Origin of the sequence: Rhodovulum marinum (assembly GCF_004343075.1) — a bacterium.
Lineage (GTDB): Bacteria > Pseudomonadota > Alphaproteobacteria > Rhodobacterales > Rhodobacteraceae > Rhodovulum > Rhodovulum marinum.
Window position 1 is genome coordinate 86,115 of sequence record NZ_SLXP01000009.1, and the last position, 25,792, is coordinate 111,906.

Annotated in this window: 26 protein-coding genes, 1 tRNA gene and 2 pseudogenes; 18 read left to right on the forward strand and 11 right to left on the reverse strand. The window is 65.8% G+C overall.

Annotated features, from left to right (window positions below; translation table 11 throughout):
* Positions 1–55: 55 nt before the first annotated feature.
* The 5 genes from EV662_RS13970 to lpdA all read left to right on the forward strand — a co-directional run bounded on the left by EV662_RS13970 (position 56) and on the right by lpdA (position 6,963).
* Positions 56–3,025, forward strand: a complete 2,970-nt coding sequence (locus EV662_RS13970) for a 2-oxoglutarate dehydrogenase E1 component (RefSeq protein ID WP_132463721.1) — start codon at positions 56–58, stop codon at positions 3,023–3,025.
* Positions 3,026–3,031: 6 nt separating this feature from the next.
* Positions 3,032–4,552 (forward strand): 2-oxoglutarate dehydrogenase complex dihydrolipoyllysine-residue succinyltransferase, encoded by a 1,521-nt coding sequence (gene odhB, locus EV662_RS13975; protein WP_132463724.1) that lies wholly within the window; start codon positions 3,032–3,034, stop codon positions 4,550–4,552.
* Positions 4,553–4,612: 60 nt separating this feature from the next.
* Positions 4,613–5,029, forward strand: a complete 417-nt coding sequence (locus EV662_RS13980; RefSeq protein WP_132463727.1) for a hypothetical protein — start codon at positions 4,613–4,615, stop codon at positions 5,027–5,029.
* Entirely contained in the window at positions 5,026–5,421 is a 396-nt protein-coding gene (locus tag EV662_RS13985; RefSeq protein ID WP_132463730.1) for an MAPEG family protein, read from the forward strand. The genes EV662_RS13980 and EV662_RS13985 overlap by 4 nt, the downstream gene beginning before the upstream one ends.
* A gap of 153 nt (positions 5,422–5,574) precedes the next feature.
* Entirely contained in the window at positions 5,575–6,963 is a 1,389-nt protein-coding gene (gene lpdA, locus EV662_RS13990; protein WP_132463733.1) for a dihydrolipoyl dehydrogenase, read from the forward strand.
* A 201-nt stretch (positions 6,964–7,164) separates the two neighbouring features.
* Here lpdA and EV662_RS13995 read toward each other — a convergent pair whose 3' ends face one another.
* Both EV662_RS13995 and EV662_RS14000 read right to left on the reverse strand, forming a co-directional pair.
* Positions 7,165–7,815: a GntR family transcriptional regulator gene (locus EV662_RS13995; protein WP_132463736.1), complete on the reverse strand. Its 651-nt coding sequence runs from the start codon at positions 7,813–7,815 to the stop codon at positions 7,165–7,167.
* 31 nt (positions 7,816–7,846) lie between these two features.
* Positions 7,847–8,539, reverse strand: coding sequence for a M48 family metallopeptidase (locus EV662_RS14000; protein WP_132463738.1), 693 nt, complete (start codon positions 8,537–8,539; stop codon positions 7,847–7,849).
* 112 nt (positions 8,540–8,651) lie between these two features.
* On the opposite strand from EV662_RS14000, the gene EV662_RS14005 reads away from it, so the two are divergent.
* Together EV662_RS14005 and EV662_RS14010 are read left to right on the forward strand one after the other, a co-directional pair.
* Positions 8,652–8,990 carry a TIGR02300 family protein gene (locus EV662_RS14005; RefSeq protein WP_132463741.1) on the forward strand — a complete coding sequence of 113 codons (339 nt, stop codon included), beginning with the start codon at positions 8,652–8,654 and terminating at the stop codon, positions 8,988–8,990.
* Between the two features lie 85 nt (positions 8,991–9,075).
* Positions 9,076–9,151, forward strand: a tRNA-Ala gene (locus EV662_RS14010).
* A gap of 187 nt (positions 9,152–9,338) precedes the next feature.
* Here the strand turns inward: EV662_RS14010 and EV662_RS20075 are convergent.
* Positions 9,339–9,713: an ArdC-like ssDNA-binding domain-containing protein gene (locus EV662_RS20075; RefSeq protein WP_132463744.1), complete on the reverse strand. Its 375-nt coding sequence runs from the start codon at positions 9,711–9,713 to the stop codon at positions 9,339–9,341.
* Positions 9,714–10,033: 320 nt separating this feature from the next.
* Between EV662_RS20075 and atpD the strand changes: the two genes are divergently transcribed.
* The 9 genes from atpD to EV662_RS14065 are packed head-to-tail and all read left to right on the forward strand — an operon-like array spanning position 10,034 to position 16,609.
* Positions 10,034–11,491, forward strand: a complete 1,458-nt coding sequence (gene atpD / locus EV662_RS14025) for a F0F1 ATP synthase subunit beta (RefSeq protein WP_132463747.1) — start codon at positions 10,034–10,036, stop codon at positions 11,489–11,491.
* Positions 11,488–11,949: a F0F1 ATP synthase subunit epsilon gene (locus EV662_RS14030; protein WP_132463750.1), complete on the forward strand. Its 462-nt coding sequence runs from the start codon at positions 11,488–11,490 to the stop codon at positions 11,947–11,949. Before atpD ends, EV662_RS14030 begins: the two co-directional genes overlap by 4 nt.
* Complete coding sequence (locus EV662_RS14035) at positions 11,942–12,229, forward strand: AtpZ/AtpI family protein (RefSeq protein WP_132463753.1); 288 nt, start codon at positions 11,942–11,944, stop codon at positions 12,227–12,229. Before EV662_RS14030 ends, EV662_RS14035 begins: the two co-directional genes overlap by 8 nt.
* Complete coding sequence (locus EV662_RS14040) at positions 12,226–12,498, forward strand: N-ATPase subunit AtpR (RefSeq protein WP_165915599.1); 273 nt, start codon at positions 12,226–12,228, stop codon at positions 12,496–12,498. The genes EV662_RS14035 and EV662_RS14040 overlap by 4 nt, the downstream gene beginning before the upstream one ends.
* Positions 12,499–12,501: 3 nt before the next feature.
* Positions 12,502–13,170, forward strand: coding sequence for a F0F1 ATP synthase subunit A (gene atpB, locus EV662_RS14045; RefSeq protein WP_132463759.1), 669 nt, complete (start codon positions 12,502–12,504; stop codon positions 13,168–13,170).
* Between the two features lie 16 nt (positions 13,171–13,186).
* Positions 13,187–13,435 carry a F0F1 ATP synthase subunit C gene (locus EV662_RS14050; protein WP_132463762.1) on the forward strand — a complete coding sequence of 83 codons (249 nt, stop codon included), beginning with the start codon at positions 13,187–13,189 and terminating at the stop codon, positions 13,433–13,435.
* 3 nt (positions 13,436–13,438) lie between these two features.
* On the forward strand, positions 13,439–14,176 hold the full coding sequence (locus EV662_RS14055; RefSeq protein ID WP_132463765.1) for a F0F1 ATP synthase subunit delta: 738 nt from the start codon (positions 13,439–13,441) through the stop codon (positions 14,174–14,176).
* A 3-nt stretch (positions 14,177–14,179) separates the two neighbouring features.
* A complete protein-coding gene (locus tag EV662_RS14060; RefSeq protein WP_132463768.1) occupies positions 14,180–15,712 on the forward strand; it encodes a F0F1 ATP synthase subunit alpha in 1,533 nt (510 codons plus the stop codon).
* Entirely contained in the window at positions 15,713–16,609 is an 897-nt protein-coding gene (locus EV662_RS14065; protein WP_132463771.1) for a F0F1 ATP synthase subunit gamma, read from the forward strand. It abuts the gene before it with no gap.
* On the opposite strand, the gene EV662_RS14070 is transcribed toward EV662_RS14065, so the two are convergent.
* The 5 genes and pseudogenes from EV662_RS14070 to EV662_RS19585 all read right to left on the reverse strand — a co-directional run.
* Entirely contained in the window at positions 16,544–16,864 is a 321-nt protein-coding gene (locus tag EV662_RS14070) for a DUF202 domain-containing protein (RefSeq protein WP_132463774.1), read from the reverse strand. The genes EV662_RS14065 and EV662_RS14070 overlap by 66 nt on opposite strands.
* Positions 16,865–16,940: 76 nt before the next feature.
* Entirely contained in the window at positions 16,941–17,300 is a 360-nt protein-coding gene (locus tag EV662_RS14075) for a SpoIIAA family protein (RefSeq protein WP_132463777.1), read from the reverse strand.
* Between the two features lie 24 nt (positions 17,301–17,324).
* Complete coding sequence (locus tag EV662_RS14080; RefSeq protein ID WP_132463780.1) at positions 17,325–18,695, reverse strand: MBL fold metallo-hydrolase RNA specificity domain-containing protein; 1,371 nt, start codon at positions 18,693–18,695, stop codon at positions 17,325–17,327.
* A complete protein-coding gene (locus EV662_RS14085; RefSeq protein WP_132463783.1) occupies positions 18,685–19,647 on the reverse strand; it encodes an LOG family protein in 963 nt (320 codons plus the stop codon). Before EV662_RS14085 ends, EV662_RS14080 begins: the two co-directional genes overlap by 11 nt.
* A gap of 246 nt (positions 19,648–19,893) precedes the next feature.
* Positions 19,894–19,989: pseudogene (locus EV662_RS19585) on the reverse strand (ATP-binding protein); the annotation flags it as partial.
* A gap of 3 nt (positions 19,990–19,992) precedes the next feature.
* Here EV662_RS19585 and EV662_RS14090 point away from each other — a divergent pair.
* Positions 19,993–20,123 (forward strand): annotated as a pseudogene (locus EV662_RS14090) (ATP-binding protein); the annotation flags it as partial.
* 55 nt (positions 20,124–20,178) lie between these two features.
* On the opposite strand, the gene EV662_RS14095 reads toward EV662_RS14090, so the two are convergent.
* Positions 20,179–21,192, reverse strand: a complete 1,014-nt coding sequence (locus EV662_RS14095; protein ID WP_132463786.1) for an ATP-grasp domain-containing protein — start codon at positions 21,190–21,192, stop codon at positions 20,179–20,181.
* Between the two features lie 424 nt (positions 21,193–21,616).
* Between EV662_RS14095 and EV662_RS14100 the strand changes: the two genes are divergently transcribed.
* Positions 21,617–22,456: a class I SAM-dependent methyltransferase gene (locus EV662_RS14100; RefSeq protein WP_132463789.1), complete on the forward strand. Its 840-nt coding sequence runs from the start codon at positions 21,617–21,619 to the stop codon at positions 22,454–22,456.
* Between the two features lie 18 nt (positions 22,457–22,474).
* On the opposite strand, the gene EV662_RS14105 is transcribed toward EV662_RS14100, so the two are convergent.
* Together EV662_RS14105 and EV662_RS14110 are read right to left on the reverse strand one after the other, a co-directional pair.
* Positions 22,475–24,439 (reverse strand): tripartite tricarboxylate transporter permease, encoded by a 1,965-nt coding sequence (locus EV662_RS14105; protein ID WP_132463792.1) that lies wholly within the window; start codon positions 24,437–24,439, stop codon positions 22,475–22,477.
* 21 nt (positions 24,440–24,460) lie between these two features.
* Positions 24,461–25,642, reverse strand: a complete 1,182-nt coding sequence (locus EV662_RS14110) for a type 2 periplasmic-binding domain-containing protein (protein ID WP_132463795.1) — start codon at positions 25,640–25,642, stop codon at positions 24,461–24,463.
* Positions 25,643–25,792 lie beyond the last annotated feature (150 nt).

The window sequence follows — 25,792 nt, forward strand, 5'->3', positions numbered from 1 at the left end:
GCAGGCGCGGCCGCCGGGACACGGCCGCGCCCCCGACACCCGAGGGAGGACACCCATGACCGACCAAAGCGCGAACGACATCTTCCGCAACTCGTCCTTCCTGCAAGGGCACAACGCGGAATACGTGGAACAGCTTTACGCCCGCTACGCCAACGACCCCAACGCCGTCGACGAGGCCTGGCAACGCTTCTTCGCCGAGATGGGCGATGACGAGGTTTCCGTCAAACGCGAGGCCGCCGGGCCCAGCTGGGCGCGCCGCGACTGGCCGCCCGCCCCCAATGACGACCTGACCGCCGCGCTTGACGGGCAATGGCCTGGCCTGCCCGTGGCCGAAGAGGCCAAGGCCACCGAGGAGAAAATCCGCGACAAGGCCGAAGCGTCGGGCGTCGCGCTGACCGATGACGACGTCAAGCGCGCGGTGCTGGATTCCATCCGCGCGCTGATGCTGATCCGCGCATATCGCATCCGCGGCCACCTGGTCGCCGATCTCGACCCGCTGGGCCTCAGGAACCCCACGCCGCACCCCGAGCTCGACCCGGCCTCCTACGGCTTCACCGAGGCCGACATGGAACGGCCCATCTTCATCGACAACGTGCTGGGCCTTCAGATCGCCTCGATGCGCGAGATCCTGGCCATCGTCCAGCGCACCTATTGCGGCACCTTCGCGCTGCAATACATGCACATTTCCGACCCGGAACAATCCGCCTGGCTCAAGGAACGGATCGAAGGCTTCGGCAAGGAGATCAAGTTCACCCGCGAAGGCCGGCGCGCCATCCTGAACAAGCTGGTCGAGGCCGAGGGCTTCGAAAAGTTCCTGCATGTGAAATACATGGGCACCAAGCGGTTCGGCCTTGACGGCGGCGAGGCGCTGATCCCCGCGATGGAACAGATCATCAAGCGCGGCGGCGCGCTGGGGGTCAGGGAAATCGCCATCGGCATGCCGCACCGGGGCCGCCTGTCGGTGCTGGCCAACGTGATGGGCAAACCCTACCGCGCGATCTTCCACGAATTCCAGGGCGGCAGCTTCAAGCCCGAGGATGTCGACGGCTCGGGCGACGTGAAATACCACCTGGGCGCATCAAGCGACCGCGAATTCGACGGCAACACCGTCCACCTGTCGCTGACCGCCAACCCCTCCCACCTCGAGGCGGTGAACCCCGTGGTGCTGGGCAAGACGCGGGCCAAGCAGGAACAGGCGGGCGACCGCGACCGGCGCACCGTCCTGCCGGTGCTGCTGCATGGCGACGCGGCCTTCGCGGGCCAGGGCGTGGTGGCCGAATGTTTCGGCATGTCGGGGCTGGTGGGCCACCGCACCGGCGGCACCATGCATATCGTGGTGAACAACCAGATCGGGTTTACCACTGCGCCGCATTTCTCGCGCAGCTCGCCCTATCCCACCGACATCGCCCTGATGGTCGAGGCGCCGATCTTCCACGTCAACGGCGACGACCCCGAGGCGGTGGTGCATGCCGCCAAGGTCGCCACCGAGTTCCGCCAGAAATTCGGCAAGGACGTGGTCATCGACATCTTCTGCTATCGCCGCTTCGGCCATAACGAGGGGGACGAACCGATGTTCACCAACCCCCTGATGTACCAGAAGATCAAGAAGCATAAGACCACGCTGCAACTCTATACCGAACGGCTGGTCCAGGATGGCTTGATCCCCGAGGGCGAGATCGAGGACATGAAGGCCGCGTTCCAGTCGCACCTGAACGAGGAGTTCGAGGCGGGCAAGGAATACAAGCCGAACAAGGCCGACTGGCTGGACGGCCGCTGGTCGCATATCCAGCGCGGCGGCGGCGACGAGTATCAGCGCGGCGACACCGCCATTTCCGAAGAGACGATGCAGGAAATCGGCGCCGCCCTGACCACCCCGCCCGAGGGCTTTGCGCTCCACCGCACGGTGGGCCGCCTGCTGGACGCCAAGAAGGAAATGTTCAGCTCGGGCAAGGGCTTTGACTGGGCCACCGCCGAGGCGCTGGCCTTCGGCAGCCTGCTGACCGAAGGCTACCCGGTGCGGCTGGCGGGCCAGGATTCCACCCGCGGCACGTTCAGCCAACGCCACTCGGCGCTGGTCAACCAGGACAGCGAGGAACGCTATTATCCCCTGAACCACATCCGCAAGGGCCAGGCCCGCTACGAGGTCATCGACTCGATGCTCTCGGAATACGCGGTGCTGGGCTTCGAATACGGCTACAGCCTCGCCGAACCCAACGCCCTGGTGATGTGGGAGGCCCAGTTCGGCGATTTCGCCAACGGCGCCCAGATCATGTTCGACCAGTTCATTTCCTCAGGCGAACGCAAATGGCTGCGCATGTCGGGCCTCGTCGTGCTGCTGCCCCACGGCTACGAGGGCCAGGGCCCGGAACACTCCTCCGCCCGGCTGGAACGCTTCCTGCAGCTTTCGGCCGAGGACAACTGGATCGTCGCCAACTGCTCGACGCCGGCGAACTACTTCCACATCCTGCGCCGCCAGTTGCACCGCAGCTTCCGCAAGCCGCTGATCCTGATGACGCCGAAATCGCTTCTGCGTCACCGGCTCGCCGTGTCCGAGGCGCGTGAATTCGTCACCGGATCATCCTTCCACCGCGTCCTCTGGGACGACGCCGAATCCGGCCAGTCCGAGACCAAGCTGAAACCCGACGACCAGATCCGCCGCGTCGTCCTCTGCTCCGGCAAGGTCTATTACGACCTGCTGGAAGAACGCGACGCCCGCGGGCTGGATGACGTCTACATCCTGCGCATCGAACAGTTCTACCCCTTCCCGGCGCTCAGCCTGGTCAAGGAACTGGAACGCTTCCGCGAGGCCGACATCGTCTGGTGCCAGGAAGAGCCCAAGAACCAGGGCGCCTGGACCTTCATCGAGCCGAACCTCGAATGGGTGCTGACCCGCATCAACGCCCGCCACCGCCGCCCGCATTACGCCGGCCGCCCCGCCGCCGCCTCGCCCGCCACCGGGCTTGCCAGCCAGCACAAGGCCCAGCAGACCGCGCTCGTCAACGACGCGCTGACAATCGAAGGGTAACCGTAAATGTCCACCGAAGTCCGAGTCCCCACCCTGGGCGAAAGCGTCACCGAGGCCACCGTCGCCACCTGGTTCAAGAAACCCGGCGATGCCGTCGCCGCCGACGAGATGCTGTGCGAGCTGGAAACCGACAAGGTCACCGTCGAGGTCCCCGCCCCGGCCGCCGGCACGCTTGCGGAAATCGTCGCGGGCGAGGGCGAAACCGTCTCGGTCGACGCCCTGCTCGCCACCATTTCCGAAGGCGCCGCCAAACACGCCGAGGTCCAGCCCGACACCGCCAGGTCCGTCCCCGAAGAGGCCGCCGCCCAGGGGTCGGGCGAAACCGTCGACATCATGGTGCCGACCTTGGGCGAAAGCGTGACCGAGGCCACCGTCTCCGCCTGGTTCAAGCAGCCCGGCGATACCGTCACCCGCGACGAGATGCTGTGCGAACTGGAAACCGACAAGGTCTCGGTCGAGGTCCCGGCGCCGGCCTCCGGCACCCTGTCCGAAATCCTCGCCCCCGAGGGCGCCACGGTCGAGGCCGGCGGCAAGCTGGCCCTGATGACCGCCGGCGAAGGCGCCCCCGCCGCGGAAAAACCCGCCGCCCAACCCGCCCCCGCCAAATCCGGCAAGGATGTCGAACACGCCCCCTCGGCCAAGAAACTGATGGCCGAAAAGGGCCTGTCCCCGGATGACGTCAAGGGCACCGGCCGCGACGGCCGCATCATGAAGGAAGACGTGCAAAAGGCCGCCGAGGCCCCGAAACCGGCCCCCAAACCGGCCGAGGCGGCGAAACCCGCGCCCGCCCCCGACGCCGCCCGCGCCCCCATTCCCGCCGAGGATGCCGCGCGCGAGGAACGCGTGCGCATGACCCGCCTGCGCCAGACCATCGCCCGCCGCCTCAAGGACGCGCAGAACACCGCCGCCATGCTGACCACCTATAACGAGGTCGACATGTCCGGCGTCATGGCACTGCGCAAGGAATACAAGGACCTCTTCGAAAAGAAGCACGGCGTGAAACTGGGCTTCATGTCCTTCTTCACCAAGGCCTGCTGCCACGCCCTGACCGAGGTGCCCGAGGTCAACGCCGAGATCGACGGCACCGACATCGTCTACAAGAAATTCGTCCACATGGGCATCGCGGTCGGCACCCCCACGGGCCTCGTCGTGCCGGTGCTGCGCAACGCCGATTCCATGGGCTTCGCCGAGATCGAGAAGCGCATCGCCGAACTCGGCATCCGCGCCCGCGACGGCAAACTGTCGATGGCCGAGATGCAGGGCGGCACCTTCACCATCTCGAACGGCGGCGTCTACGGCTCGCTCATGTCCTCGCCGATCCTCAACCCGCCGCAATCGGGCATCCTGGGCATGCACAAGATCCAGGACCGCCCCGTCGTCGTCGGCGGCCAGATCGTCATCCGCCCGATGATGTACCTCGCCCTCAGCTACGACCACCGCATCGTCGACGGCAAGGGCGCGGTGACCTTCCTCGTCCGCGTGAAAGAGGCGCTCGAGGACCCGCGGCGGCTGTTGATGGATTTGTAGTCGTTTTCCAGACTTTGGATGCGTGCAATCAGATAGCGAAAAAGATCGCAGGTTCAGCCAATGGACATACTTTCGGGTCTCACCGCCGCCACAAAGGCTTTAGAAGTCTTAAAGGGCATCCGCGAACTCGACGAGTCGATCGGTCAAGCGGAGTTCAAACTAAAGCTAGCCGATCTAACTTCATTGCTTGCTGACACTAAGGTCGCACTCGCAGACGCGAAAACGGATTTAAACGCAAAGGCTGCCGAAATTGCCAATTTAAGCGCTGAGATCGAGCGGCTCAAGAAGGGGGATTTTTGCCCAAGGTGTCATAGTGGAAGACTGCAGCTTATCTCAACTGAAGAATACCCATACCAAGGTCTCCACATCTATGGCGTCGAAGAATGGCATTATGGGTGTGACAATCCCGAATGCGGTTTCGAACAGAACCGCCTTCACGATCCTCATAATGTAATACCAGGTACATCGAAAAGATGACCCCCGAACTCTATGCCCTCGCCCTCGCCATCCTGCTCCAGGCCGCGCAACTCGCGATCTTCGCCATCCCCGCGAATTTCGAACTGGGCAGCCGCTACACCACCTCCCCCCGTGACGAGCCGCCCGAAAACGCGCTCTCCACCCCCACCGCCCGGATGCAGCGCGCCTTCCAGAACCATTTCGAGGCGCTGATCCTCTTCACCGCCGCCGTGGTCCTCGTCACCGTCTCGAACCAGTCCACCTGGGTCACCATAACCTGCGCCTTCACCTACCTCGCCGCCCGCGTCCTCTACATCCCCGCCTACGTGCTGGGCTGGACGCCGGGCCGCTCCCTCGTCTGGGCCGTGGGCTTCCTCGCCACGATCCTGATGACCCTCGCGGCGCTGGTATGACCTTCTTCTGGCCCGAAATATCCTCGGGGGGAGTCGCGCCGAAGGCGCGGCGGGGGGCGGACAGCCCCCCTCCCCGGTCCGACGAAAACTCATATGGAATTCATATGCGATTCATATGGAATTCATATCGCCCAATCCGGCAAAGGAGACCCCATGACAAGCTATGATGTGATCGTGATCGGCTCCGGCCCCGGCGGCTATGTCTGCGCCATCCGCTGCGCCCAGCTGGGCCTGAAAACCGCCTGCGTCGAGGGCCGCGAGACACTGGGCGGCACCTGCCTCAACGTCGGCTGCATCCCCTCCAAGGCGCTCCTGCACGCCTCCCACCAACTCCATGAATCGCAACACAATTTCGAAAAGATGGGCCTCAAGGGCGCGCCCCCCAAGGTCGACTGGAAACAGATGCAGGCCTACAAGGACGACGTGATCGGCCAGAACACCAAGGGCATCGAATTCCTGTTCAAGAAGAACAAGATCGACTGGATCAAGGGCTGGGCCTCGATCCCCGAACCCGGTCTGGTCAAGGTCGGCGAAGACACCCACAAGGCGAAAAACATAATCATCGCAACGGGTTCCGAACCCTCCACCCTGCCCGGCGTCGAGATCGACGAAAAGGTGATCGTCTCCTCCACCGGCGCCCTGTCGCTGCCGAAGATGCCGAAAAAGCTGGTCGTCATCGGTGCGGGTGTCATCGGCCTGGAACTGGGCTCCGTCTATGCCCGCCTCGGCGCCGAGGTGACGGTGCTGGAATATCTCGACCAGGTCACCCCCGGCATCGACACGGAAATTGCCCGCAGCTTCCGATCCTTGCTGAAAAAACAGGGGCTTGAGATCATCACCGGCGCCGCCGTGCAATCCGCCGAGGCGCTCAAGACCAAGGCCAAGGTGACCTACAAACTGCGCAAGGATGACAGCGAACACCAGGTCGACGCCGACGTGGTGCTGGTCGCCACCGGCCGCAAACCCTACACCCAGGGCCTCGGCCTCGATGCGCTGGGCGTCGAGATGACCAAGCGCGGCCAGATCGCCACCGACGCCCATTACAAGACCAATATCGCCGGCCTCTACGCCATCGGCGACGCCATCGAGGGGCCGATGCTGGCCCACAAGGCCGAGGACGAGGGCATGGCCGTGGCCGAGATCCTGGCCGGCCAGGCAGGCCACGTGAACTATGACGTGATCCCCGGGGTGATCTACACCCACCCCGAGGTCGCCGCCGTCGGCCAGACCGAAGACCAGTTGAAAGAGGCCGGCCGCGCCTACAAGGTCGGCAAGTTCTCGTTCATGGGCAACGGCCGCGCCAAGGCGAATTTCGCCGCCGACGGCTTCGTCAAGATCCTGGCCGATGCCGAAACCGACCGCATCCTGGGCGCCCATATCATCGGCCCGGCGGCGGGCGACCTGATCCACGAGATCTGCGTCGCGATGGAATTCGGCGCGGCCGCCGAGGACCTGGCCCGCACCTGCCACGCCCACCCCACCTATTCCGAGGCGGTGCGCGAGGCGGCGCTGGCTTGCGGCGACGGGCCAATCCACAGCTGAGATGCCCGAACCCGCGGGAATGGTCGGGGCGGCCGCCGAAATTGACGCCGCCCCTGCCCATGCCGAAAGGCCGGACGTTCGCACCGGCGCCCGGGGGAAAAGGCGCCCGCGTCGGTCGACCATAGAACAACCGCTCTGGCCGGTCCGTCATCCGGCGCACATTTCGCGATCTCGGCCGGCAATTGACGTCAACGGGCCGCCTCAGGTGGCCAGCATCCGCAACCCCTGGGTCACGTCGGTCCGTACCGCCAGCCGCAGCGCCGGTTCGTCACCCGCCCTCAGCGCGGCAAGGATCATGCGGTGATGCTGGGGCGGCTCGGTCCGGCCAAGCCGACCGTAAAGCGCGCGCATCGTTGGCCCCAGTTGCAGCCAGACGGTTTCCGCCATCGCCAGCATCGCGGGGGCCTGGGCGCGCAGGTACAGCGCGCGATGGAATTCCAGGTTCGTGCGGATGAACCCCACCGCGTCGCCCCGCGCCACGGTCTCGCCGATGTCGGAATTGATCTTCTGCATCCGCTCGATCAACGCCATATGCGCGCGCGGCAACGCGCGGCTGGCCAGTTCGGGTTCCAGCAGCGCGCGGAGTGCGGCCAGTTCCTCGATCCGCTCGTTCGTCAACTCGGGCGTCGAAACCCGCCCCGACGAGGACAGCGTCAGCGCCCCCTCGGCCACCAGCCGCCGCACCGCCTCGCGTGCGGGCGTCATCGACACGCCGAACTGGCGGCCGATTCCGCGCAAGGTCAGCGCGGCACCCGGCGTCAACTCGCCGTGCATGATCTGGGTTCGAAGCGTGCGGTACAGCCGGTCATGGGCCGCGGTGCCCGTTTCGCCCGGCCGGGTCTGGATCAGCATGGACGAACTGTGATCACCAAGCGCCCCGCCGTCAATCGCCGAAGCGCACCCGGTGCAGCGCCGCCCCATTCGCGCGCAGCCAGGACCGCGGCGCGGCGTAGTCGGGCATCAGCCGCTCGACCACCGCCCAGAAGGCGGGCGAGTGGTTCATCTCGGCCAGGTGCGCGACCTCGTGGGCGGCCACGTAATCCAGCACCTGCGGCGGCGCCATGATCAGCCGCCAGGAAAACATCAGGTCGCCGCGCGACGAGCACGACCCCCAGCGCGACCGCGTATCGCGCAAGGTCAGCCGGCCATAGCCCCGACCCAGCGCGGCGGCGTGGCGGTCGGCGGCCTCGGCCAGGGCGGCGCGCGCCTCGGTCCGCAGGAACCCCTGGACACGGGCGGCAACGCCGGTCGCGGGCCCCGGTACCGCAAGGGCCTGCTCGGCCAGTCTCGGCGCGCGCCCGCTACCCGCCACGATGGCCAGCGCGCGGCCGCGGAACGGCACGGTGCCGCCCAACGCCACCGTGTGCGTATCGGGGCGCGCGGCCAGGTGGCCGCGGATCCAGCCCTCCTTGTCACGCAGGAAGGCCAGCCCCTCGGCCAGCGGCGCGCGTTTTGGCAATGTCAGCGTCACCCGCCCGTCCAGCTGGGAAATCCGCAGCGAATAACGCCGCGCCCGCGCCGAGCGGCGCAGGCTGATCTCGAGCGGGGGGTCTCCGGGAAGGTGGGTGGTGCCCATGTCTGCCTCGTGGTTTTCGCTCTGTTCTAGCAGCCCAAAAGGGCTTTGACACGTCGGGGGACTTGTGGCAGGTGGCTGCAACCGCAAAGACGACACCCGTGAGAGGACATCCATGCCCAAGGAAGAATGGGGCGTAAAGCGCGTTTGCCCGAACTGCACGACACGCTTCTACGACCTTCAGCGCAACCCGATGACCTGCCCGTCCTGCGGCCACGGCTTCACGCTGGAAAGCCTGACCGCGGGCAAAAGCCGGACGCTGATCTCCGAAAAGGCGACGCCGGTCAAGGCCGCGACCGATGATGACCTGGAAACCGATGACGACGTGATCGACGACGAGGACGACGCGACCGATGTCGACCTCGGCGATGACGTGCTGGACGACGACGATGACGACAGCGTCTCGCTGGACGACATCGCCGACATGTCGTCCGACGACGACGAGGAATCCTGACCTGCCGCGGGGCGTTTTTTTCGCTTGATCTCGCCCCGCCGCTTTCATAGATACACCGAGCGATCCGAACGGATCGCACCCGGTCGGGGCCATAGCTCAGTTGGGAGAGCGCTTGCATGGCATGCAAGAGGTCAGGGGTTCGACTCCCCTTGGCTCCACCATCTTACCTTTAGACGTTGAAATTTCCGCTAACGCCTTGAAAGGTAACGCAATTTCAGCGGTTCGATAACCCGAATCTCGTAAGTACCGCAGAGGCTCTGCAAAGGCCAGTCTGAGCACTGTCCTCTTGAAGGCCAAGGTGCCATTTTCGTAAAGATTCCAAGGGCTTGCCAAAAAATCGAGCGCCGGTTAGAAAAACTCCTCTAGCCTGCCTTTTGGCGGCACGATTCTGTCAACTTTTTCGGCCAAAAGCAGCTTCTCGCGCTCCAGCTTCGCGATCTTGCTCTCATAGGCCTTGATGACACTTGCGTGCTCAGCATCGATGATGCGCTCCAAGAGCAACTCGATCTGCTTCTCGACATCACGAAGCTGCCGCACGACTTCATCCTTGTCGCGCTGCGCTTCGGATAGCTCCTTGGCTTGGCGGTAGGTCATCCAGAACGGGGAGTTATAGCCCTGCTCCATCGAAGCCGCCCAAAGCATCAGGACATTAATCCCGCCATAGGCCACGCCGTTATGGCGCAGGGGCTTCGGGGCCGGCGCTGTTCGTCGAGATGTTTCCAGAACGCGACCGTCTCTCGGGGTATTCCGTGGCCTTCAATATCGGTGTCGGGGTTTTCGGCGGCCTTTCGCCAATGATCGCGACCAGCCTGATCGCCGCAACGGGTTCGGCGACCGCACCGGCGCTCTGTACCGCATTCGCGGGACTGACGGCGGTCGTTGCTCTGGCACTCACCCCAGGCCGGAACCGCGCGCCATTGCGTTGAGCGCGGAGAAAGGGCGTAGGCCTCGATTTCTTGAGGGAAAGCCAGAAAAATTGACGTCAGTCAATGCCCGAGGCCCCAAAGTGCAACACCCTGTACGATGCGGAATAAGGGCGTAGCATGGGAATACGATCCGACCGGGAACAGTGTACGCGCCGAGGCAAAAGCACGCCAACCAAGTCGACCGGAGAGATCTGCGCAATTTCCGGCTCCGTCGTCGATGTGCGCTTTCCAAACGGGAACCTGCCGGCCATCAATACGGCCCTCACGGTGCTCTGGGATGGTCCACATGACCTGACCCTCGAAGTCCAGCACCACCTTGACCCGCAAACCGCCCGCTGCGTGGCGATCCAGGAAACCGCCGGACTGGCCTGCGGCACGGGGGTAGAGGATTGCGCAACCCCGATCACCGTACCCGTGGGCGATGCGGTTCTCGGGCGCCTTCTGGACGTGGAGGGCCGCCCGATCGACAAGGGGGCCCCGTTGCCGCCGGATACACCGCGCCGCCCGATCCACTATCGCGCCCCGCCGCTGGCCGAGCAGGCTGCGGGCAACGAGTTGTTCTTGAGCGGAATCAAGGTGATCGACCTGCTGGCGCCGCTGGCCCATGGCGGCAAGGCCGCGATGTTCGGCGGTGCGGGCGTGGGCAAGACCGTTCTGATCATGGAACTGATCCGTTCCATCGCCGACCGCTACAAGGGGATTTCGGTCTTTGGCGGTGTCGGCGAACGCTCGCGCGAGGGACACGAGTTGTGGCTCGACCTGAAGAAATCGGGCGTGATCGACCGGACCTGCCTGGTGTTCGGCCAGATGAACGAACCGCCCGGCGCCCGCTGGCGCGTGGCGCTGAGCGCGCTGTCGATTGCCGAACATTTCCGCGACGAGATGGGGCGCGACGTACTGCTTCTGATCGACAACGTGTTCCGCTTTATCCAGGCGGGGTCCGAGGTTTCGGGGCTGCTGGGCCGTCTGCCGTCGCGGGTGGGATATCAGCCGACACTGGCGACAGAGATTGCCGAATTCGAGGAACGCATCGCATCCGTGAAGGGGGCGGCGGTGACCTCTATCCAGGCGGTCTATGTGCCCGCGGACGATTTCACCGACCCCGCCGTGGCCGAGACCTTTACCCATCTCGACAGCGCCATCGTTCTCAGCCGCGACATGGCCGCCGAGGGCCTGTACCCGGCGGTCGATCCGCTGGCCTCAAGTTCCACCCTGCAGGATCCGGCCATCGTCGGGCAGCGGCATTACGACATCGCCGAAGAGGTGCGCCGGCTGATCGAGCAATATCGCGAGTTGCAGGAGATCATTTCCCTGCTGGGAATCGAGGAATTGTGCGCCGCCGACCGCAAGGCCGTGGGCCGGGCGCGCAGGCTGATCCGGTTCCTGACCCAGCCCTTCGCCGTGACCGCGCAATTCACCGGGCGCAAGGGCGTCTCGGTCAGCATCGAGGACACGCTGAAAGGCTGTGAGGCGATCATCGCGGGCGAGGCCGACGGGTGGGAGGAAGGCTCGCTTTACATGGTCGGCACGCTGGAGGACGCGCGGGAAAAGGAAAACGCGCGGGGGGCGGCATGAGGCTGGTCGTCACCACACCCACCGCGCTGGTCGAGGAGGTGGCCGGCGTACGCCATATCCGCGCCGAGGACGAGACCGGCGCCTTCGGCATCCTGCCGGGACATGCGGATTTCGTCACGGTGCTGCCGGTCTCGGTGGTGACGTGGCGGGGCGAAGACGGGGGAGAGGGTTTCGTGCTGGTGCGCGGCGGCGTGCTGACCGTGCGAGGGGGAGATCTGGTGGAAATCGCCGCGCGCGGGGCCTATCGCGCCGACGATCTGGCCGATCTGGGCGACGACGCACTCGCGGCACTGGAACGGCTGGATGTCTCCGAGGACGAGGCGCGCACCTCCGAAACCCGGCTGCACCTGGCCACGATGCGCCAGATCGAGCGGGTGCTTCAGTCCGGGCGGCAGGGCAAATCGGCCCCGCCGAGCCTGGACCAGCGGCGCGCGGACGGGAGCGCGGCCAATGGCTGAACCCGACCACGACGGACGCCGCGATATGCAAGAGGCCGTGCGCCGCCGCGCAGAACGCCGCGCCACCTGGGAGAAAGAGGGCGAGCGGCCCCTTTGGAAGAACATGTCGATGATCGGCGCGCTGGGCTGGTTGATCGTGATGCCGACGCTCTTGGGCGTCTTCGCTGGGCGCTGGCTTGACGGAATGCTGGGAACCGGCGTCACATTCAGCGGGGCGCTGACCTTCGTGGGCGCGGGTCTGGGATTTTACCTGGCATGGAAGAGGATGAACCAGGAATGAGCATGGCCCTCCTTGTTCAGGCCGTCGCGGGGCTTGCCGGGGGCCTGGCCCTGGGCGCGGTCTATTTCGCGCTGCTGGGGCGCAGTGTGGCGCTGGCCGCGCCCACCGGCACGCGCGGCCGGGCGCTGATCTTCTTCGGTTTGCGCCTGTCGCTGGCCGCGGGGGCGCTGTGGTTGACGGCGCAGGCCAGCGGCCTGGCGCTGATCGCGATGCTGGCGGGATTCCTGTTGGCGCGCGGCGTGGTCCTTCGCCGGGTCAGGGAAGGCTGAGACATGGACGCCAGCCCGCTTGCCCCGGACGTTTTGTTCATGCTCGGCCCGGTGCCGATCAGCCGGGCGGTGGCGACCACCTGGGCCATCATGGTGCTGCTCTGGGGTGTGCTTGCCCTGGCCTTCCGCACGGGCGCGCCCAGGGGCGGCGCGCTGCAATCGGCGCTGGAGATCGTGGTGACGACCATCGCCGCGCAACTGCGCGAGATCTTCGACCGCGACCCCTGGCCGTTCCTGCCTCTGCTGGGCTCGCTCTTCATCTTCCTCGTGCTGGCCAATCTGGCGGCTGTGGTGCCCGGGGTGACACCGCCCACGGGCCATATCGAAACGCCGATGGCGCTGGGGTTGATCGTGTTCCTGTCGGTCCATGCCTACGGGCTGCGGGCACGGGGCACGCGGCGCTACCTGCATCACTATCTTGAGCCCACCCCGTTCCTGTTGCCACTGAACCTGCTGTCCGAGTTGACGCGCATCTTCTCGCTGATGATCCGGCTGTTCGGCAACATGATGAGCCATGAATTCGTCATCGCGATCCTCGCACTTCTGGCCGGGCTCTTGGTGCCGGTGCCGTTCCTGCTGCTTGGTATCCTGATCGGGCTGATCCAGGCCTATATCTTCACCGTGCTTGCAACCGTCTATATCGCCGCCGCCGTCGGCGCGGTGGAGGCGTGAGAAAGGACAGGACCACATGGAAAACGCCGTCGAAATCATCAGTGTCCTGGGCGCGGCGCTCGCCGTTTCCGTGGGCGCCATCGGCCCGGCGCTGGGAGAAGGGCGCGCCGTTGCCGCCGCGATGGAGGCCATCGCCCGCCAGCCCGAGGCCGCCGGGACGCTGTCGCGCACGCTGTTCGTGGGGCTCGCGATGATCGAGACCATGGCGATCTACTGCCTGGTGATCGCGCTGCTTCTGCTCTACGCCAACCCGTTCACCGGCTAGGCCATGCAGATCGACTGGTGGACGCTTGCGCTGCAGACGATCAATTTCCTGGTCGTCGTCTGGCTGCTCAGCCGCTTCCTGTACCGCCCGGTCCGGCGCATGATCGAAGAGCGCGAGGCGGCCGACCGCAAGGCCGCCGAGGCGGCAGAGGAAAAGGCCCGCAAGGCCGAGGAGGCGCGCGCGGACTACGAGACAAGGCGCGCCGAACTGGACGAAACCTATCGCAAGCGCGAGGCAGAGCTGCACGCCGCAGCCGCAAAGGAACGCAACGCCATGCTGGAGGCTGCGCAGAACGAGGCGGATGCCCTGATCGCCGAGGCACGCGACAGGATCGCGCGCGAGCGCCGCGAGGCGCTGGAGGCCCTGCAGGCGCGTATTGCCGGGTTGGCCGCGGACCTGGCGAAAACCGCCCTGAAGGGCCAAGCGCCCTCTGCCACGGCCGAGGTCGAGCGGGTCGCCGCCTTTCTGGACGGCCTGTCCGGGGCCGAGCGCGAGGAGTTGCGCCGCGACCTTTCGGCGGACCGGGGCGCCGTGACGGTCACGACCGCTGCGGCCCCGCCCGAAGACCTTCGCACGGCCTGGCGCGCGGCGCTGTCCCAACGGCTGGGTGACGATCTGCGCGTGGAGTTTATCGAGGATCCCGCGATCCTGGGCGGGGTGGAATTGCACCTGCCCCACGGCGCGCTGCGGTTTTCCGTGGCGGACCGCCTGAACCGGGCCGCCGCTGCGATGAAGGACTAGGCAATGGGACTGGAGCGCGAGGCAGGCGACTGGATCGAGGGGGCACGCGCCCGCCTGGAGGGCGCCGACATCTCCCCGAGGCTGGACCATGTCGGCCGGGTAGAGGAAATCGGCGACGGGGTCGCCCATGTCTCGGGCCTGCCGCATACGCGCCTGGACGAGCTTTTGCGCTTCGAGGACGGCACGCTGGGTCTTGCCATGACGGCAAGCGAGCGGGTCACGGGCTGCGTCCTGCTTTCCTCCGGGGACGGGGTCAGGGCTGGCAGCAAGGTCTATGGCACGGGACAGATCGCCCGCGTGCCCGTGGGCGAGGCCCTGCTGGGCCGGGTCGTGTCGCCGATCGGCCTGCCGCTGGACGATGGACCGCCGCTTGCCGCCGATCGCCGGGACCCGGTCGAACGCCCCGCGCCGGGCATCGTGGACCGCGACCTGGTGACCGAACCGCTGCTGACCGGGCTGACCGTCATCGACGCGATGATCCCGCTGGGCCGCGGCCAGCGGCAGTTGATCGTGGGCGACCGCAAGACCGGCAAGACCACCATCGCCATCGACACGATCATCAACCAGCGCGCCTCGGACGTGGTCTGCGTCTATGCCGCCATCGGGCAGAAGGCGTCGACCGTTGTGCGCGTGATCGACGCGGTAAAAAGCCATGGCGCGGCGGAGCGGACGATCTTCGTCGTGGGTGCTGCCGATGCCGCGCCGGGCGCGCAATGGATTACGCCCTATGCTGCCTGCACCATCGCGGAGTATTTCCGCGACCGCGGCCAGCATGCCCTGCTGATCCTCGACGACCTGACCAAGCACGCGATCATCTACCGCCAGCTTTCGCTGCTGCTGCGCAAGCCGCCGGGGCGCGAGGCCTATCCGGGCGACGTGTTCTACCTGCATGCGCGCCTGTTGGAGCGCGCGGCGAAGCTGTCGGCGGACCGGGGCGGCGGCTCGATGACGGCCTTTCCGATTGCCGAAACCCAGGCGGGCAACCTGACCGCCTATATCCCCACCAACCTGATCTCGATCACCGACGGGCAGGTCTACCTGGAGCCGAAGCTGTTCTACGAGGGGCAGAAACCGGCGGTGAATGTCGGCATGAGCGTCAGCCGGGTCGGCGGCGCGACACAGGCCAAGGCGATCAAGTCGCTCGCGGATTCGCTCAAGCTCGATTACGCGCAGTTCCTGGAACTGGAGATCTTCACCCGCTTCGGCGCGATGGCCGACGAGCGCACCGCAAGGAAAATCGCGCATGGCCGACGCCTGCGCGCGATCCTGGCGCAGACCGAATACGCGCCGCTGCCGCTGTCGTTGCAGGTCGCGCTGCTGATTGCCGTGGCGACGGGCAAGCTGGACGACCTGCCCCTGGAAAAACTGCCCCGCCTGCGCGCCATGCTGAGCGAACGCCTGCCCCAGGACCGGCCCCGCGCGGCATCCGAGATCGACACGACGGGCGAATTGTCCGACGCGGCACGCGCGACCCTTGTAGACCTGATCGACGCCTGCCTGCGTGATCTGTCCGGCGCTGATGCCCCGGGGGAGTAGGTGGAGGATCTCGCGCGCATAGAGGCCCGCCTCGAAAGCCTGGACGAGTTGGGCGAACTGGTTGGCGCCCTGCGCTCGATGGCGGCAGCGCGGGCGCGCGAGGCCCAAGACGCGCTGGTAGGCACCCGCGCCTATAGCAGCATCATCGAGCGAGCGATTGCCAGTGTTGCCCCCGCTGCCTCTCTTGAGGCGGCGACTGGATCGGGTGGACGGCCCGTGCTGCTGCTGATCGCCTCGGAAAACGGATTTGTCGGCGGCTTCAATGCCCGCATGAGCGCCGTGGCGCGACAAGCCCGCTCCCCGGACGAGCGGTTGATGATCGTCGGGCGAAGGGGGGAAATCGCGGCCATGGAAGACGGGCTTTCGGCCGAGCGCAGCTTTGCGATGACCTCGCGCGTGGGGGGGATCGGCGCGCTGGCGCGCCGCGTTACCGCCTGCCTGTCGGACGTGCACAGCGCCCGTATCGCCTTTGCCCGGCACCAGAGCGGGGCCAGATACGCCCCCGTCGTCAGGCAGGTGCTGCCGCTTGTCCCGATATCAGAGCCCGCCAGCGGCCCAGCGCCGACGCCGCTCTTCCACCTGTCCCCGGACGCTCTGATCGCGGCGCTGGCCCGGGAATACCTGTTTGCCGAGATCGCCCACGCGCTGATGGAAAGCCTTGCCAGCGAGAACGCCGCACGGATGCAGGCGATGGACGCGGCGTCGCGCAATATCGACGACCGGCTGGAGATGCTGAAAGCCCACGAACGCGCCGCGCGTCAGGAAAAGACGACATCCGACATGCTGGATGTCGTCACCGGGGCCGAGGCCGTGAACCAGCGCCCCGAGCCGTCAGCCGGCATGGAACAGAAAGGCCGCAACCAGGCCGAACAGGGCGGCAACCATCAGTGCAAGTAGCCCATCCCCCAGCCCTGTCGTGTCGGGCTCCAAGCCGGGAGAGTCGATCCTGCGCCTGATCCGCCGCATGCGCAGGAAAGCCAGCGCAATCACGATGCCGCCGACGAGCATCAAGGACAGTTCGCTCCAGGCCGCCGGCGTCTCGGGACGCATGCGGGCAGCTACCAGGCCAAAGCCCTCTATCGCGACCACGGTTCTGACCCATGCCAGAAAGGTTCGTTCGTTCGCGGCATGGGAGTCATGGTTCCGGATCAATGCCGAAATCCCTTTTTATCGCGGCCCTTGGTTATACCGCTGGGTCAACCATCGATGACCGGCGCCCGGCCACAGATCATGCGCACAGCCAGTCCCAGGCGGTTTCCAGTTCCGCACCGGTGAAGATCCGCACCTCGCCCTTGAACAGAAAGGCGCTGAGCCGCACGCACCAGACGACCCAATCCGGGGCGCCCACGAGGGCCAGCCGGTCGAAATCCGCCATATGCCCGAAGCCGAGCGAGGCATCGGCCCAGGCGGCCTGCAAGTCCCAGCCTTCGAAACCGGCATCGGCATAGAACAGAACGCGCAGCTTGCCATGCCGCCGGAACAGCTCTTCCAGTTTCGGCAGCAGCGCATCGTAGTCCGCCTGGTGCAAGCGCCCGGTGACATGGATGGCCACACGGTTGCCCTCGCTTCGATCCATCATCTCGATCATCTCGTCCTCCCGCGGTCTCCCTTCTCAAAGCTGATGAACGCTGTGCAGGGCGGGCACGACGACCTGCTTGTCCTTCAGCGCATCTTGCAATGCGGTCATGGCCTTGTGCTCGCCATGAACCAGAAAGGTCCGCTTGGCCGGCCCGACCTTGCCATGCCAGTCGATCAGGTCACGCCGCCCGGCATGGGCGGAAAAGCCGTTGATCGTATGAACCTTGGCGCGCACCGGGATATGGTCGCCGAACAGTTTTACCGATTTCGCGCCCTCGACGATGATCCGCGCCAGCGTGCCCTCGGCGGCAAAGCCCACGAAGATCACGGAACAATCGCTATGCGCGAGGTTGTGGCGCAAGTGGTGGCGCACCCGCCCACCCGTGCACATGCCCGAGCCGGCCATGATGACGGCACCGGACCGGATGCGGTTCAGCGCCATCGACTCGGATGCGTCACGGGTGAAATGCAACTCGGGCAGGTGGAATGGATCGCCGCCGTGGCGCAGCATCTCGGCGACCTCGGGTTTCATCGCCTCCGGGTGGCGCTGAAAGATGCGGGTCGCGGAAATCGCCATCGGGGAATCGAGAAAGACCTGCAAGGAGTCGCGCAGCGCACCCGCCTCCATTGCCTCGCGCATGAAGAACAGCAATTCCTGCGCGCGTTCCAGCGCGAAGGTCGGGATGATCACGTTGCCGCCGCGCGCCTCGGCATCGGCGATCGCGTCCTGCAACTCGGCCACGGAGGCGGCCAGCCGCCGGTGATCGCGGTCGCCATAAGTCGTTTCCATGACCACGGCATCCACGTCGCTTGGCGGGGCCGGCGCGTTCAGCAGCGGCCGTTCGCTGGGCCCGATATCGCCGGAAAACAGAATGCGTTTGCGGCGGTCGTCCTCGGTCAGCTCCAGCAGGATGCTGGCCGAGCCCAGGATATGGCCCGCATCGTGAACGGTGGCCGTCACGCCCTCGGCCAGGCGTATCGGCTTGCCATAGGCGGCGACACGGCCAAAACGGTCCAGGCTGTCGACCGCATCCATCGTATCGTAAAGCGGCTCGCGCGGTTCGCCGTGGCGGTGATGGTGCCTTGCCTCTTCCTCGTGCAGGTGGGCTGAATCCAGCAGAACCAGCCGGGTCAGGTCGCGGGTGGCCGCAGTGCAGATCACCTCGCCGCGAAAGCCGCGCTTGACCAGCAGCGGGATACGCCCGCAATGGTCCAGATGGGCATGGGTCAGCAGCAAAAAATCGACCTCGGCGGGGTCGAATCCGAAGGGCGCGGCATTGTCCGCATGCAATTCGTGCGAACCCTGGAACATGCCGCAATCCACCAGGATCACCTTGCCCGCCGCGCGCAACAGGTGGCAGGATCCGGTAACACCGCCGGCGGCGCCGTGAAATTCAACCTGCATCCTCTTCCCTCCCTGTCGTTCCACCCGTCAGTGGTTTGCCCGCCCGGTCGTACCAGCGCCGGATATCGTCCCAGATTTCCTCGGCCGTCTCGGCGTACCAGAAAAGCTCTCGGTCCTCGGGATCGATCACGCCCTCTTCGACCAGGAAATCCGGATCGAAGGCGCGCGACCAATACGCCCGGCCCACCAGGATGACGGGCACGGGGGCGATCTTGCGGGTCTGGATCAGGGTCAGCGTCTCGAACAGTTCGTCCAGTGTGCCATAGCCCCCCGGGAACACCACGAGCGCCCGTGCCCGCAGCAGGAAATGCAGCTTTCGCACCGCGAAATAATGGAACCGAAAGCAAAGCCCGGGCGTCAGGTAGGGGTTCGGGTATTGCTCATGCGGCAGGCTGATGTTGAGCCCGACCGTCCGGGCGCCGACATCCCGGGCACCGCGGTTCGCCGCCTCCATCATGCCTGGACCGCCGCCGGTGGCAACGACAAGGCAATTGCCCTCAGATCCCTCGGCGTGCCCGACCGTGCGGCCGAAGTCGCGCGCGACATCGTAGTAATGGCTTTTCGCAACGATCCGCTGCGCGATACGCAGGCTCTTCTTCAGCCCCTCATCATCCGGTTTGGCATTCAGTGCGGCCTCTATCTCCTCAGCCCTTTTCAAGGCCGCTTTGGGTTCCGGTATACGGGTGCCGCCGAAAACGACGATCGTGTGCGCAATCCCCGCCGCCTCCAGCAGCTTCTCGGCCTTCATGTAATCCAGGTGCAGCCGTAGTCCCCGCGTACCATCGTGGGACAGGAACTCGACATCCTGATCCGCGAGGCGATATTCGGGACTGTCGAGGATCGCCGCCACCAGCCCGGGGGCCGAGGGGTCCTCGTGACCCGGTTTCGGCGTTTTCCAAGGCAGATCGGAGCGCCGCCGTTCCGGGTGCGCCGGCCCGGGTTTCGCCTGCATTGCTTTCGGCTCGTCTGGCAAGAACGCGCCCCTCCCAAATGTTCATCAAAGCACGGATGCCGCTGCGTCGCCCTTGATTTGCCTCAAGAGGGACCGGCGGAACGGACGCGAACGTGCCAATCGGCATTGAGCCGTGACCTCGTATGGGTGCCCGATATTGGCCCACTTGGGCCTGAACTGGCCCGGCGCTGCGTCGACCCCATGTAACGCAGCGGCGACGGGCCTGCGGGGGGTCCGCTTGCGCCAAGATCTGTTCTTGAAGCGCCTGCTTTCGTTGCCGGTCCGGACGATCTCAAAGTGATGCGTCTGGCGATCGAGGAGCGCGGTGGTCATCTTGGCATCAACGAGCGGACCAGCGTTATCATCACAACCAATCTCAGCGCAGCGAATGGGCGACACTCTTCGGCGATGCAAAGATGACCACCGCGCTCCTCGATCTCCTCACCCACCGCTGCCACATCCGAGAATCCAAGTGATTCGACGAACACCGGCGTGAACCGGCGCGGCCGCAAACCCGACGCTGTTCCAAGATCAGTGCCCGTACCTACTGCGTGCTATCATGGCGCGAAGTTTCCAGACCCGCCGACGAAAGCCATTCCAGCGTTCGACCTGGATATACTTGGCCACCTCGGCGGGGGGCACGAAGCGCGTTCGGGCGGCATGAACCTGCCCGTCGTCAATGGCACGCATCGCGTCGACGACGCGGGACAGGATCACGTCGCGACGCGCGCTGCGCGCATCCGAGGTCTTGCCGAATGTCGGGAAGGTCGGGTTCGGGTTCACCTCGAATATCACGGGCTTTCCGTCGCATAGGCCATAGTCGATCCGGCCGAATTGCAGACCTGCCAGGTCGGTCGCCGCCAGAAGCGCCTCGCGATGCGGGTTGTCGCGCACGAAGTCCAGCTCTTCGGCGGCGAAATCCGCGGTCTTCCGGCTGATCGAGGATTTCACCACCCAATGCGGACTGCGCAGGATGTGTTGCGGGATGATCGCGTCTCCGATCCTGAAGGCGCCGTATTTGCGAAACAGGCCATCGCTGTCCGGGCGGGTTTCGAAACTGACCGCGATGTGCCGTTTCAACGGCCGCCCGGCATCGCGCATCGCCCGAAGTTCTGCATCCAGTTCGTCCGCAGAGTGGATCAGACCTGATTCCGCGCCCAGGCAGCCATCCTCGAGCCGCAGGAACACCGGAAAGCGGGAGGGGCGGTCGCCAGCCTCGAGCCGGGTCACCTCGACCGGGTTCAACCCGGCCGCATGCAACTTGCGCAACAGGGCATACCGCTCGCATGCGGTGCACGGATGGTTGAGGATGCGTGTTCGCGGGTTTTCATGGCGCGCCGCTTGGGCAATGGCGGCTGCCGCGGCAAGTTGGAACCCGTCCAGGAACTCGAAATCGGAAAAGATCAGTGTCCCGGTCGGAAAGGACAACCGCCGAAACGCGTCCTGGTAGGTGACGACCCTGAGAAAAGGCAGATGCCGCCCCGCGCTTGCCAGCAGCTTTCGCGACGGGTTCAGGTTCAACTCGTGAACGAAGAAGGTGATCATGCCGTGTGAACGCCCTTTGGGCACGAGCCGGATGCCGTCACGTTGCGGGCGTTGCGCGAAGAGTGCAAGCCCGCCACCGCAGGCGCACATGCGGCAAATCGGGAATTGGACTTCGCCGCCGACTGGGATTTGATGAGGCGGAAAAACGATTAGGACTCAAGGATGAACGCCGCCGCCACCGTCGAACCGAACCGGCCCCTCGAGCCGAACGGGCTGGCCATCCGAGTGATCGGCCCCGTCGGCGGCCGAGCCGAAGAAAATCGGCCAAGGGCATGCGTGGGCCCCGGTGCTCTGGAACGCAATATCGGCTGGCAGGTCTTGTGGGAGGGAAAGACGGGTGACTGCCGCATCCGTGCATCTGGCGGCTTTCTTCCAAAACGGCAGATCGGTTGCGTCTGTGCTGAAGGATAACGCGAGCCTCGCAATGCACCCGACCGAACCGCTAGACGACTTGGCGCGGTTCTCTTTCGAACATGCGGGCAATCTGTGTGAAAAGGAACATGGCTGCCTGGCCTATCACCGCGCCTGGAGCGTGATCCGCCTGTTGCTGAGGAACGGGGCGGTGCCGGCGGGGACGGATTTCTTTGCCGAGGGGCTGGCGCGGGCGGCCGTCGATGGTCGGTGCCGGGTGCTTTTGTCGGGGGCCGCCGACAGCGGGCTTGCGGCCATGGTGCTGGGTGCGCTTGCGCGGTGCGGGCTGAGCGGCGAACTGGTGCTGGCGGAACGCTGCGCCACCCCGATCGAACAGAACCGGCGTCTCGCGGCGCATCTGGGGCGCGGGATCGAACTTCATCACGGCAACATCCTGGACCTGGATTGTGCCGCAGTCGATGCGGTTGTCGCCCACAGTTTTCTGAATTTCCTTCCGGCGGAATTGCGCCCGGACCTCGTTGCCACCTGGGCCAGGGTCCTGCGTCCCGGCGGTCTTCTCCTGCTCCATCAGAAGCTGGGCGATCTGGTCTGGCATCTCGATGCGGCGGCGCTCCAGGCGAACCGTCAGCGACTGGAGGCCGCGGCGCTGGCGCGCGGGTACAGGCCCGAGACGGTGCAGGCAATCGGCACGGCCGGACACGCGTTCTGGACGCGCCCGCGCGTAACGCCATCGACGCGCGACTCCGAGCTGCGCGAGATGTTGGCCCGTTCGGGCCTTGAATGCCTGTCGGTGAACGGGCTTGACCGGCTTTCGGTGCAATCGCCGTCCTATGTGCCGGGGATCTCGCCCGAAATCCGGCAAAGCCTGATCGTGGCGCGCCGTCCGTTGTGACGCTTCCCTTCCTTACGTTCAGGCCGGCAAGACAGGCACGATCGGCGCCGGCAGGTCGAGAACCGCGACGCGGTCGAGATAAAGCGTGACAACAACCACGGTCACAAGCGCGGCGGCCACGACCAAAGCCAGCCGGCGCAAGGCGTTGCCCTGCCGCAATGACGGCAGCATCCAGAACAGAACCAGCCCGCCGCACGCGAGCGGAAGGCCGAAAAGCAGCGTCAGCCCAGGTGCGATTGCCACAAGCAGGAGCGGCAGCCGATGCGATGCCGGCAGGAACGGCCTTTCCTTGCCCGATCCGCCCGCGAGAGAAGGCGCAAAAGCCTGCGCAAGGGCCAGCGCGGCGAAGGTGCCCAGCGTCACGAAGCACACCCCCAAGGCATAGCCCGAATAGGCCCGCCCACCGGTCAACGCGATCCCGGCGAAAAGCGCGACACCGCATCCCAGAAGGATCGTCACGCCCCGATCCGCGATGCTGGCGCGCTGGACCTCCGAGGCTCCGTGTCGTGGCCGCGTCACCATCCAGACCACCGAAAGGAGCGTCAGCGCGATGATGACCCAGGCGAGGGGACGCGAGCCTAAGTCAAGCCGGTCCACCGCATGAAGCTGGCATACCAGGGCAAGATTGCTTTCCAGGCTGGGCCCAAGCACGAAGGCGATGACGAACGGCACGCGCGGCCAGTCGAGACGGCGGAACGCATAGCCCAGGGCGGCAAAGCCCACGGCGACGAACAGATCGGAGACGAGGCCGTCAATCTGCACCACCGTCACCAAACCGACCACGATGACCGGCAACGCGATGCGGTCGATCGGCAACCGCGTAAGACGGGACAGTCCGGGCACAAGCGCCAACCCCAGCGCAGAGGTCAACAGGTTCGAGGCGAGCAAGGCGAAAATCAACGTGAAGGTGAAAGGCAGATCCGCGCCCAGCATGGCGCTTCCGGGAACGAAACCGTGGATCGCCAGCACGGTAAGCAGGAAGACCCCGCCCTCGCTGCCCGGCACGCCCAGCGCCAGCACCGGCAGGAGCGAGCCGCCATCCTTTGCATCGACGGCGGCCTCGGGGCCGATCACGCCGCGGATGTCGCCCTTGCCGAAACCGGAGCGGTCGCCGCGCGCTGTCTGTACCGTCTGGCCATAGGCGACGAACCCCGCCACCGTTCCACCCACGCCGGGAATGATGCCGACGAGCAGGCCGATCAGCGAGGCACGCAGCACCAGCGCGCGTTCCTTGAGCACCCCAAGCACGCCCCCGCGCGTCGTGTCGTCGGGCGCGGCGTGCCGTGGAACTGCCTTCAGGTCGTGGCATTTGCGCCAGGACAACACCTCGGACAACGTGAAGAAGCCAAGCAGCATCGCCCCTTGCGCAAGCCCGTCGCTGATCTCGAACCGGCCGAAGGTCCAGCGCGGCTGGCTGGTTGTCGGATCGCTTCCGACCATGGCCAGAAGCAGGCCAAGACCGGTCGCCGCAAAGGCCTTGAGCGGCCTGCCATTGAGCACGGCGATGATCGTGGCAAGCCCCCAGACCGCCAGTGCCGCGCGTTCCAGGGGGCCGATCTGCAGCAACAAGGGCCGGATCGCAGGCAGAAGCAGGATCAGAACCACCACGCCGAAGACCGAGCCCAACGCCGAGGCCGTGGCCGCTGCGGCCAGGGCGGTGCGGGGCCGGCCGGCATGGGCCATCGGGTGCCCATCCAGCAAGGTGACGGAACTTGCGGCATTTCCGGGGATCCCGAAGAGGATCGCCGTGACCGACCCCATGAACGTCGCACCGCCCGTCAACGCGCCGAACAAAAGCAGAACCTGCACCGGTTCCCAATGCAGCGTCAGTACCACCATCACCGCCGCCAGGCTTGCCGCGCCGATCCCGGGCAGGAACGAAACGGTCATCGCCAGAACGGTGCCCAGAACCGGTATCAGGACATTCGGCCAGCTGAAGACGTTCTGCAGGCCGATCCCAAGCGCAGTGATCGTGTCAGGCATGGCAGCGGCGTGCAGCGTCGCTCAGGGGCGCAGCTGCGTCGCCACCTCGTCGAGAAGCGGGGCCGCCCGCGAATAAGCCTCCAGCTTGTTTTCGAAGATTCTTTCAGCCTCCTGCGCGCCGATCGGCGTCACATCCCGGCCTTGTGCCTGTGCGGCATCGCGGAAATCAGGCGAGACCAGCGCCGCGTCGAAGATCGCATTCAGGCAGACCTGTACATCATCCGGCACCGCGGCCGAGTTCATCAGGATGCGGGCGCCCGAGGAGAGCGACACCGCAAGCTGTGCGATCTTCTGCCGTTCGGCGCGTTCCGCTTCGGGCAGGCCCGCGGTCAGATGCGCGACAAGTCCGCCCTCGCCGGCGAGCCAAGGTACATCCGGCAGCATGGGATCGGGTCCGTCGGACAGCACGAGAAGCACCTTCAGATCGCCGGATTTCATCGCCCGGAGCGCGGTTCCCTTGGCTTTCGACGTGAAATCGGTCTCGCCCCGCAGGACCGCCGCGAACTGATCTCCGCTTCCGGCGTAACCGGCCACCAGCCGGACCGTGTGCCCCGTGGCCATCGCCGGCAGTCCGACGGTTCCCAGGTTCGCCTCGACTGAGGAAACCGCCGCCACAAGCGGCCCGGCATCGGGGTCCATCAGATTTAGATCGGGGCGCCCGACCCAAGCCTCCGGTTCGACCTGGACAATACCAAGGGCCCGAAAATCCTGCGGCGTCTTGCCAAGCGAAGGATCTTCGAGCAGTTCGGCGACGATATCGCCTGCGTTGTCTATGAGAACCGCGTAATCATCCGACGGCGCATTCGCCACACGCAAGAGCGCCGCCTTGCCACCGCCGCCCGGCATGTTGGACACCCGCACCGTCACGCCGCCGATCCGTTCAAGTTCGGGCGCAAGGCTGCGCGCATAGATATCGAACCCACCCCCGGCCGCATTCGGCACCACGAGGGTCAGGCGCTGACCCTTCATCCGGTCGGCACATCCCGACGGAAGGGTAGCATCTGCACGAACCTCGGAAACGAACAGAGGCGCAAGCGCAAACACGAGGCCGGCTGCGAAGACCTTCAAGACCATGATGCCTGATCCACCTTTTCTTCCCGGTTTGGCGATACCGCCCCTGACCTGCTGCATGGTGGTTTCATTCTCAAAACAACAGACTGCAGGCTGAAATCGGTAGTGGGCTTCATCGTCCGGGGCAAGCACGCCTGGCGTCGCGGCTTCGATTTGTCAAATCGATCGGCGCCTGTGCGGCGGCGTTCGGGCACTGCCAGCCGGGCGGCAAAGGCACCGTGCCGCGCCCCCGGGCGTACGTCTGACCGGCGGCCATGGTGGTGCCACGGCCCCGGGGCGGGG

Bases quoted from the DNA above. Each gene is read 5' to 3' on its own strand.
- EV662_RS13980 (WP_132463727.1), top strand. From the start codon at position 4,613: ATGGACATACTTTCGGGTCTCACCGCCGCCACAAAGGCTTTAGAAGTC.
- EV662_RS14075 (WP_132463777.1), bottom strand. From the start codon at position 17,300: ATGATCGAGATGATGGATCGAAGCGAGGGCAACCGTGTGGCCATCCAT.
- EV662_RS14040 (WP_165915599.1), top strand. From the start codon at position 12,226: ATGAGCATGGCCCTCCTTGTTCAGGCCGTCGCGGGGCTTGCCGGGGGC.
- EV662_RS14060 (WP_132463768.1), top strand. From the start codon at position 14,180: ATGGGACTGGAGCGCGAGGCAGGCGACTGGATCGAGGGGGCACGCGCC.
- EV662_RS14050 (WP_132463762.1), top strand. From the start codon at position 13,187: ATGGAAAACGCCGTCGAAATCATCAGTGTCCTGGGCGCGGCGCTCGCC.
- EV662_RS14055 (WP_132463765.1), top strand. From the start codon at position 13,439: ATGCAGATCGACTGGTGGACGCTTGCGCTGCAGACGATCAATTTCCTG.
- EV662_RS14085 (WP_132463783.1), bottom strand. From the start codon at position 19,647: ATGCAGGCGAAACCCGGGCCGGCGCACCCGGAACGGCGGCGCTCCGAT.
- odhB (WP_132463724.1), top strand. From the start codon at position 3,032: ATGTCCACCGAAGTCCGAGTCCCCACCCTGGGCGAAAGCGTCACCGAG.
- EV662_RS14005 (WP_132463741.1), top strand. From the start codon at position 8,652: ATGCCCAAGGAAGAATGGGGCGTAAAGCGCGTTTGCCCGAACTGCACG.
- EV662_RS14080 (WP_132463780.1), bottom strand. From the start codon at position 18,695: ATGCAGGTTGAATTTCACGGCGCCGCCGGCGGTGTTACCGGATCCTGC.
- EV662_RS14100 (WP_132463789.1), top strand. From the start codon at position 21,617: ATGCACCCGACCGAACCGCTAGACGACTTGGCGCGGTTCTCTTTCGAA.
- EV662_RS13970 (WP_132463721.1), top strand. From the start codon at position 56: ATGACCGACCAAAGCGCGAACGACATCTTCCGCAACTCGTCCTTCCTG.
- EV662_RS14000 (WP_132463738.1), bottom strand. From the start codon at position 8,539: ATGGGCACCACCCACCTTCCCGGAGACCCCCCGCTCGAGATCAGCCTG.
- EV662_RS14035 (WP_132463753.1), top strand. From the start codon at position 11,942: ATGGCTGAACCCGACCACGACGGACGCCGCGATATGCAAGAGGCCGTG.
- EV662_RS14105 (WP_132463792.1), bottom strand. From the start codon at position 24,439: ATGCCTGACACGATCACTGCGCTTGGGATCGGCCTGCAGAACGTCTTC.
- atpB (WP_132463759.1), top strand. From the start codon at position 12,502: ATGGACGCCAGCCCGCTTGCCCCGGACGTTTTGTTCATGCTCGGCCCG.
- lpdA (WP_132463733.1), top strand. From the start codon at position 5,575: ATGACAAGCTATGATGTGATCGTGATCGGCTCCGGCCCCGGCGGCTAT.
- EV662_RS13995 (WP_132463736.1), bottom strand. From the start codon at position 7,815: ATGCTGATCCAGACCCGGCCGGGCGAAACGGGCACCGCGGCCCATGAC.
- atpD (WP_132463747.1), top strand. From the start codon at position 10,034: ATGGGAATACGATCCGACCGGGAACAGTGTACGCGCCGAGGCAAAAGC.
- EV662_RS13985 (WP_132463730.1), top strand. From the start codon at position 5,026: ATGACCCCCGAACTCTATGCCCTCGCCCTCGCCATCCTGCTCCAGGCC.
- EV662_RS14030 (WP_132463750.1), top strand. From the start codon at position 11,488: ATGAGGCTGGTCGTCACCACACCCACCGCGCTGGTCGAGGAGGTGGCC.
- EV662_RS14095 (WP_132463786.1), bottom strand. From the start codon at position 21,192: ATGATCACCTTCTTCGTTCACGAGTTGAACCTGAACCCGTCGCGAAAG.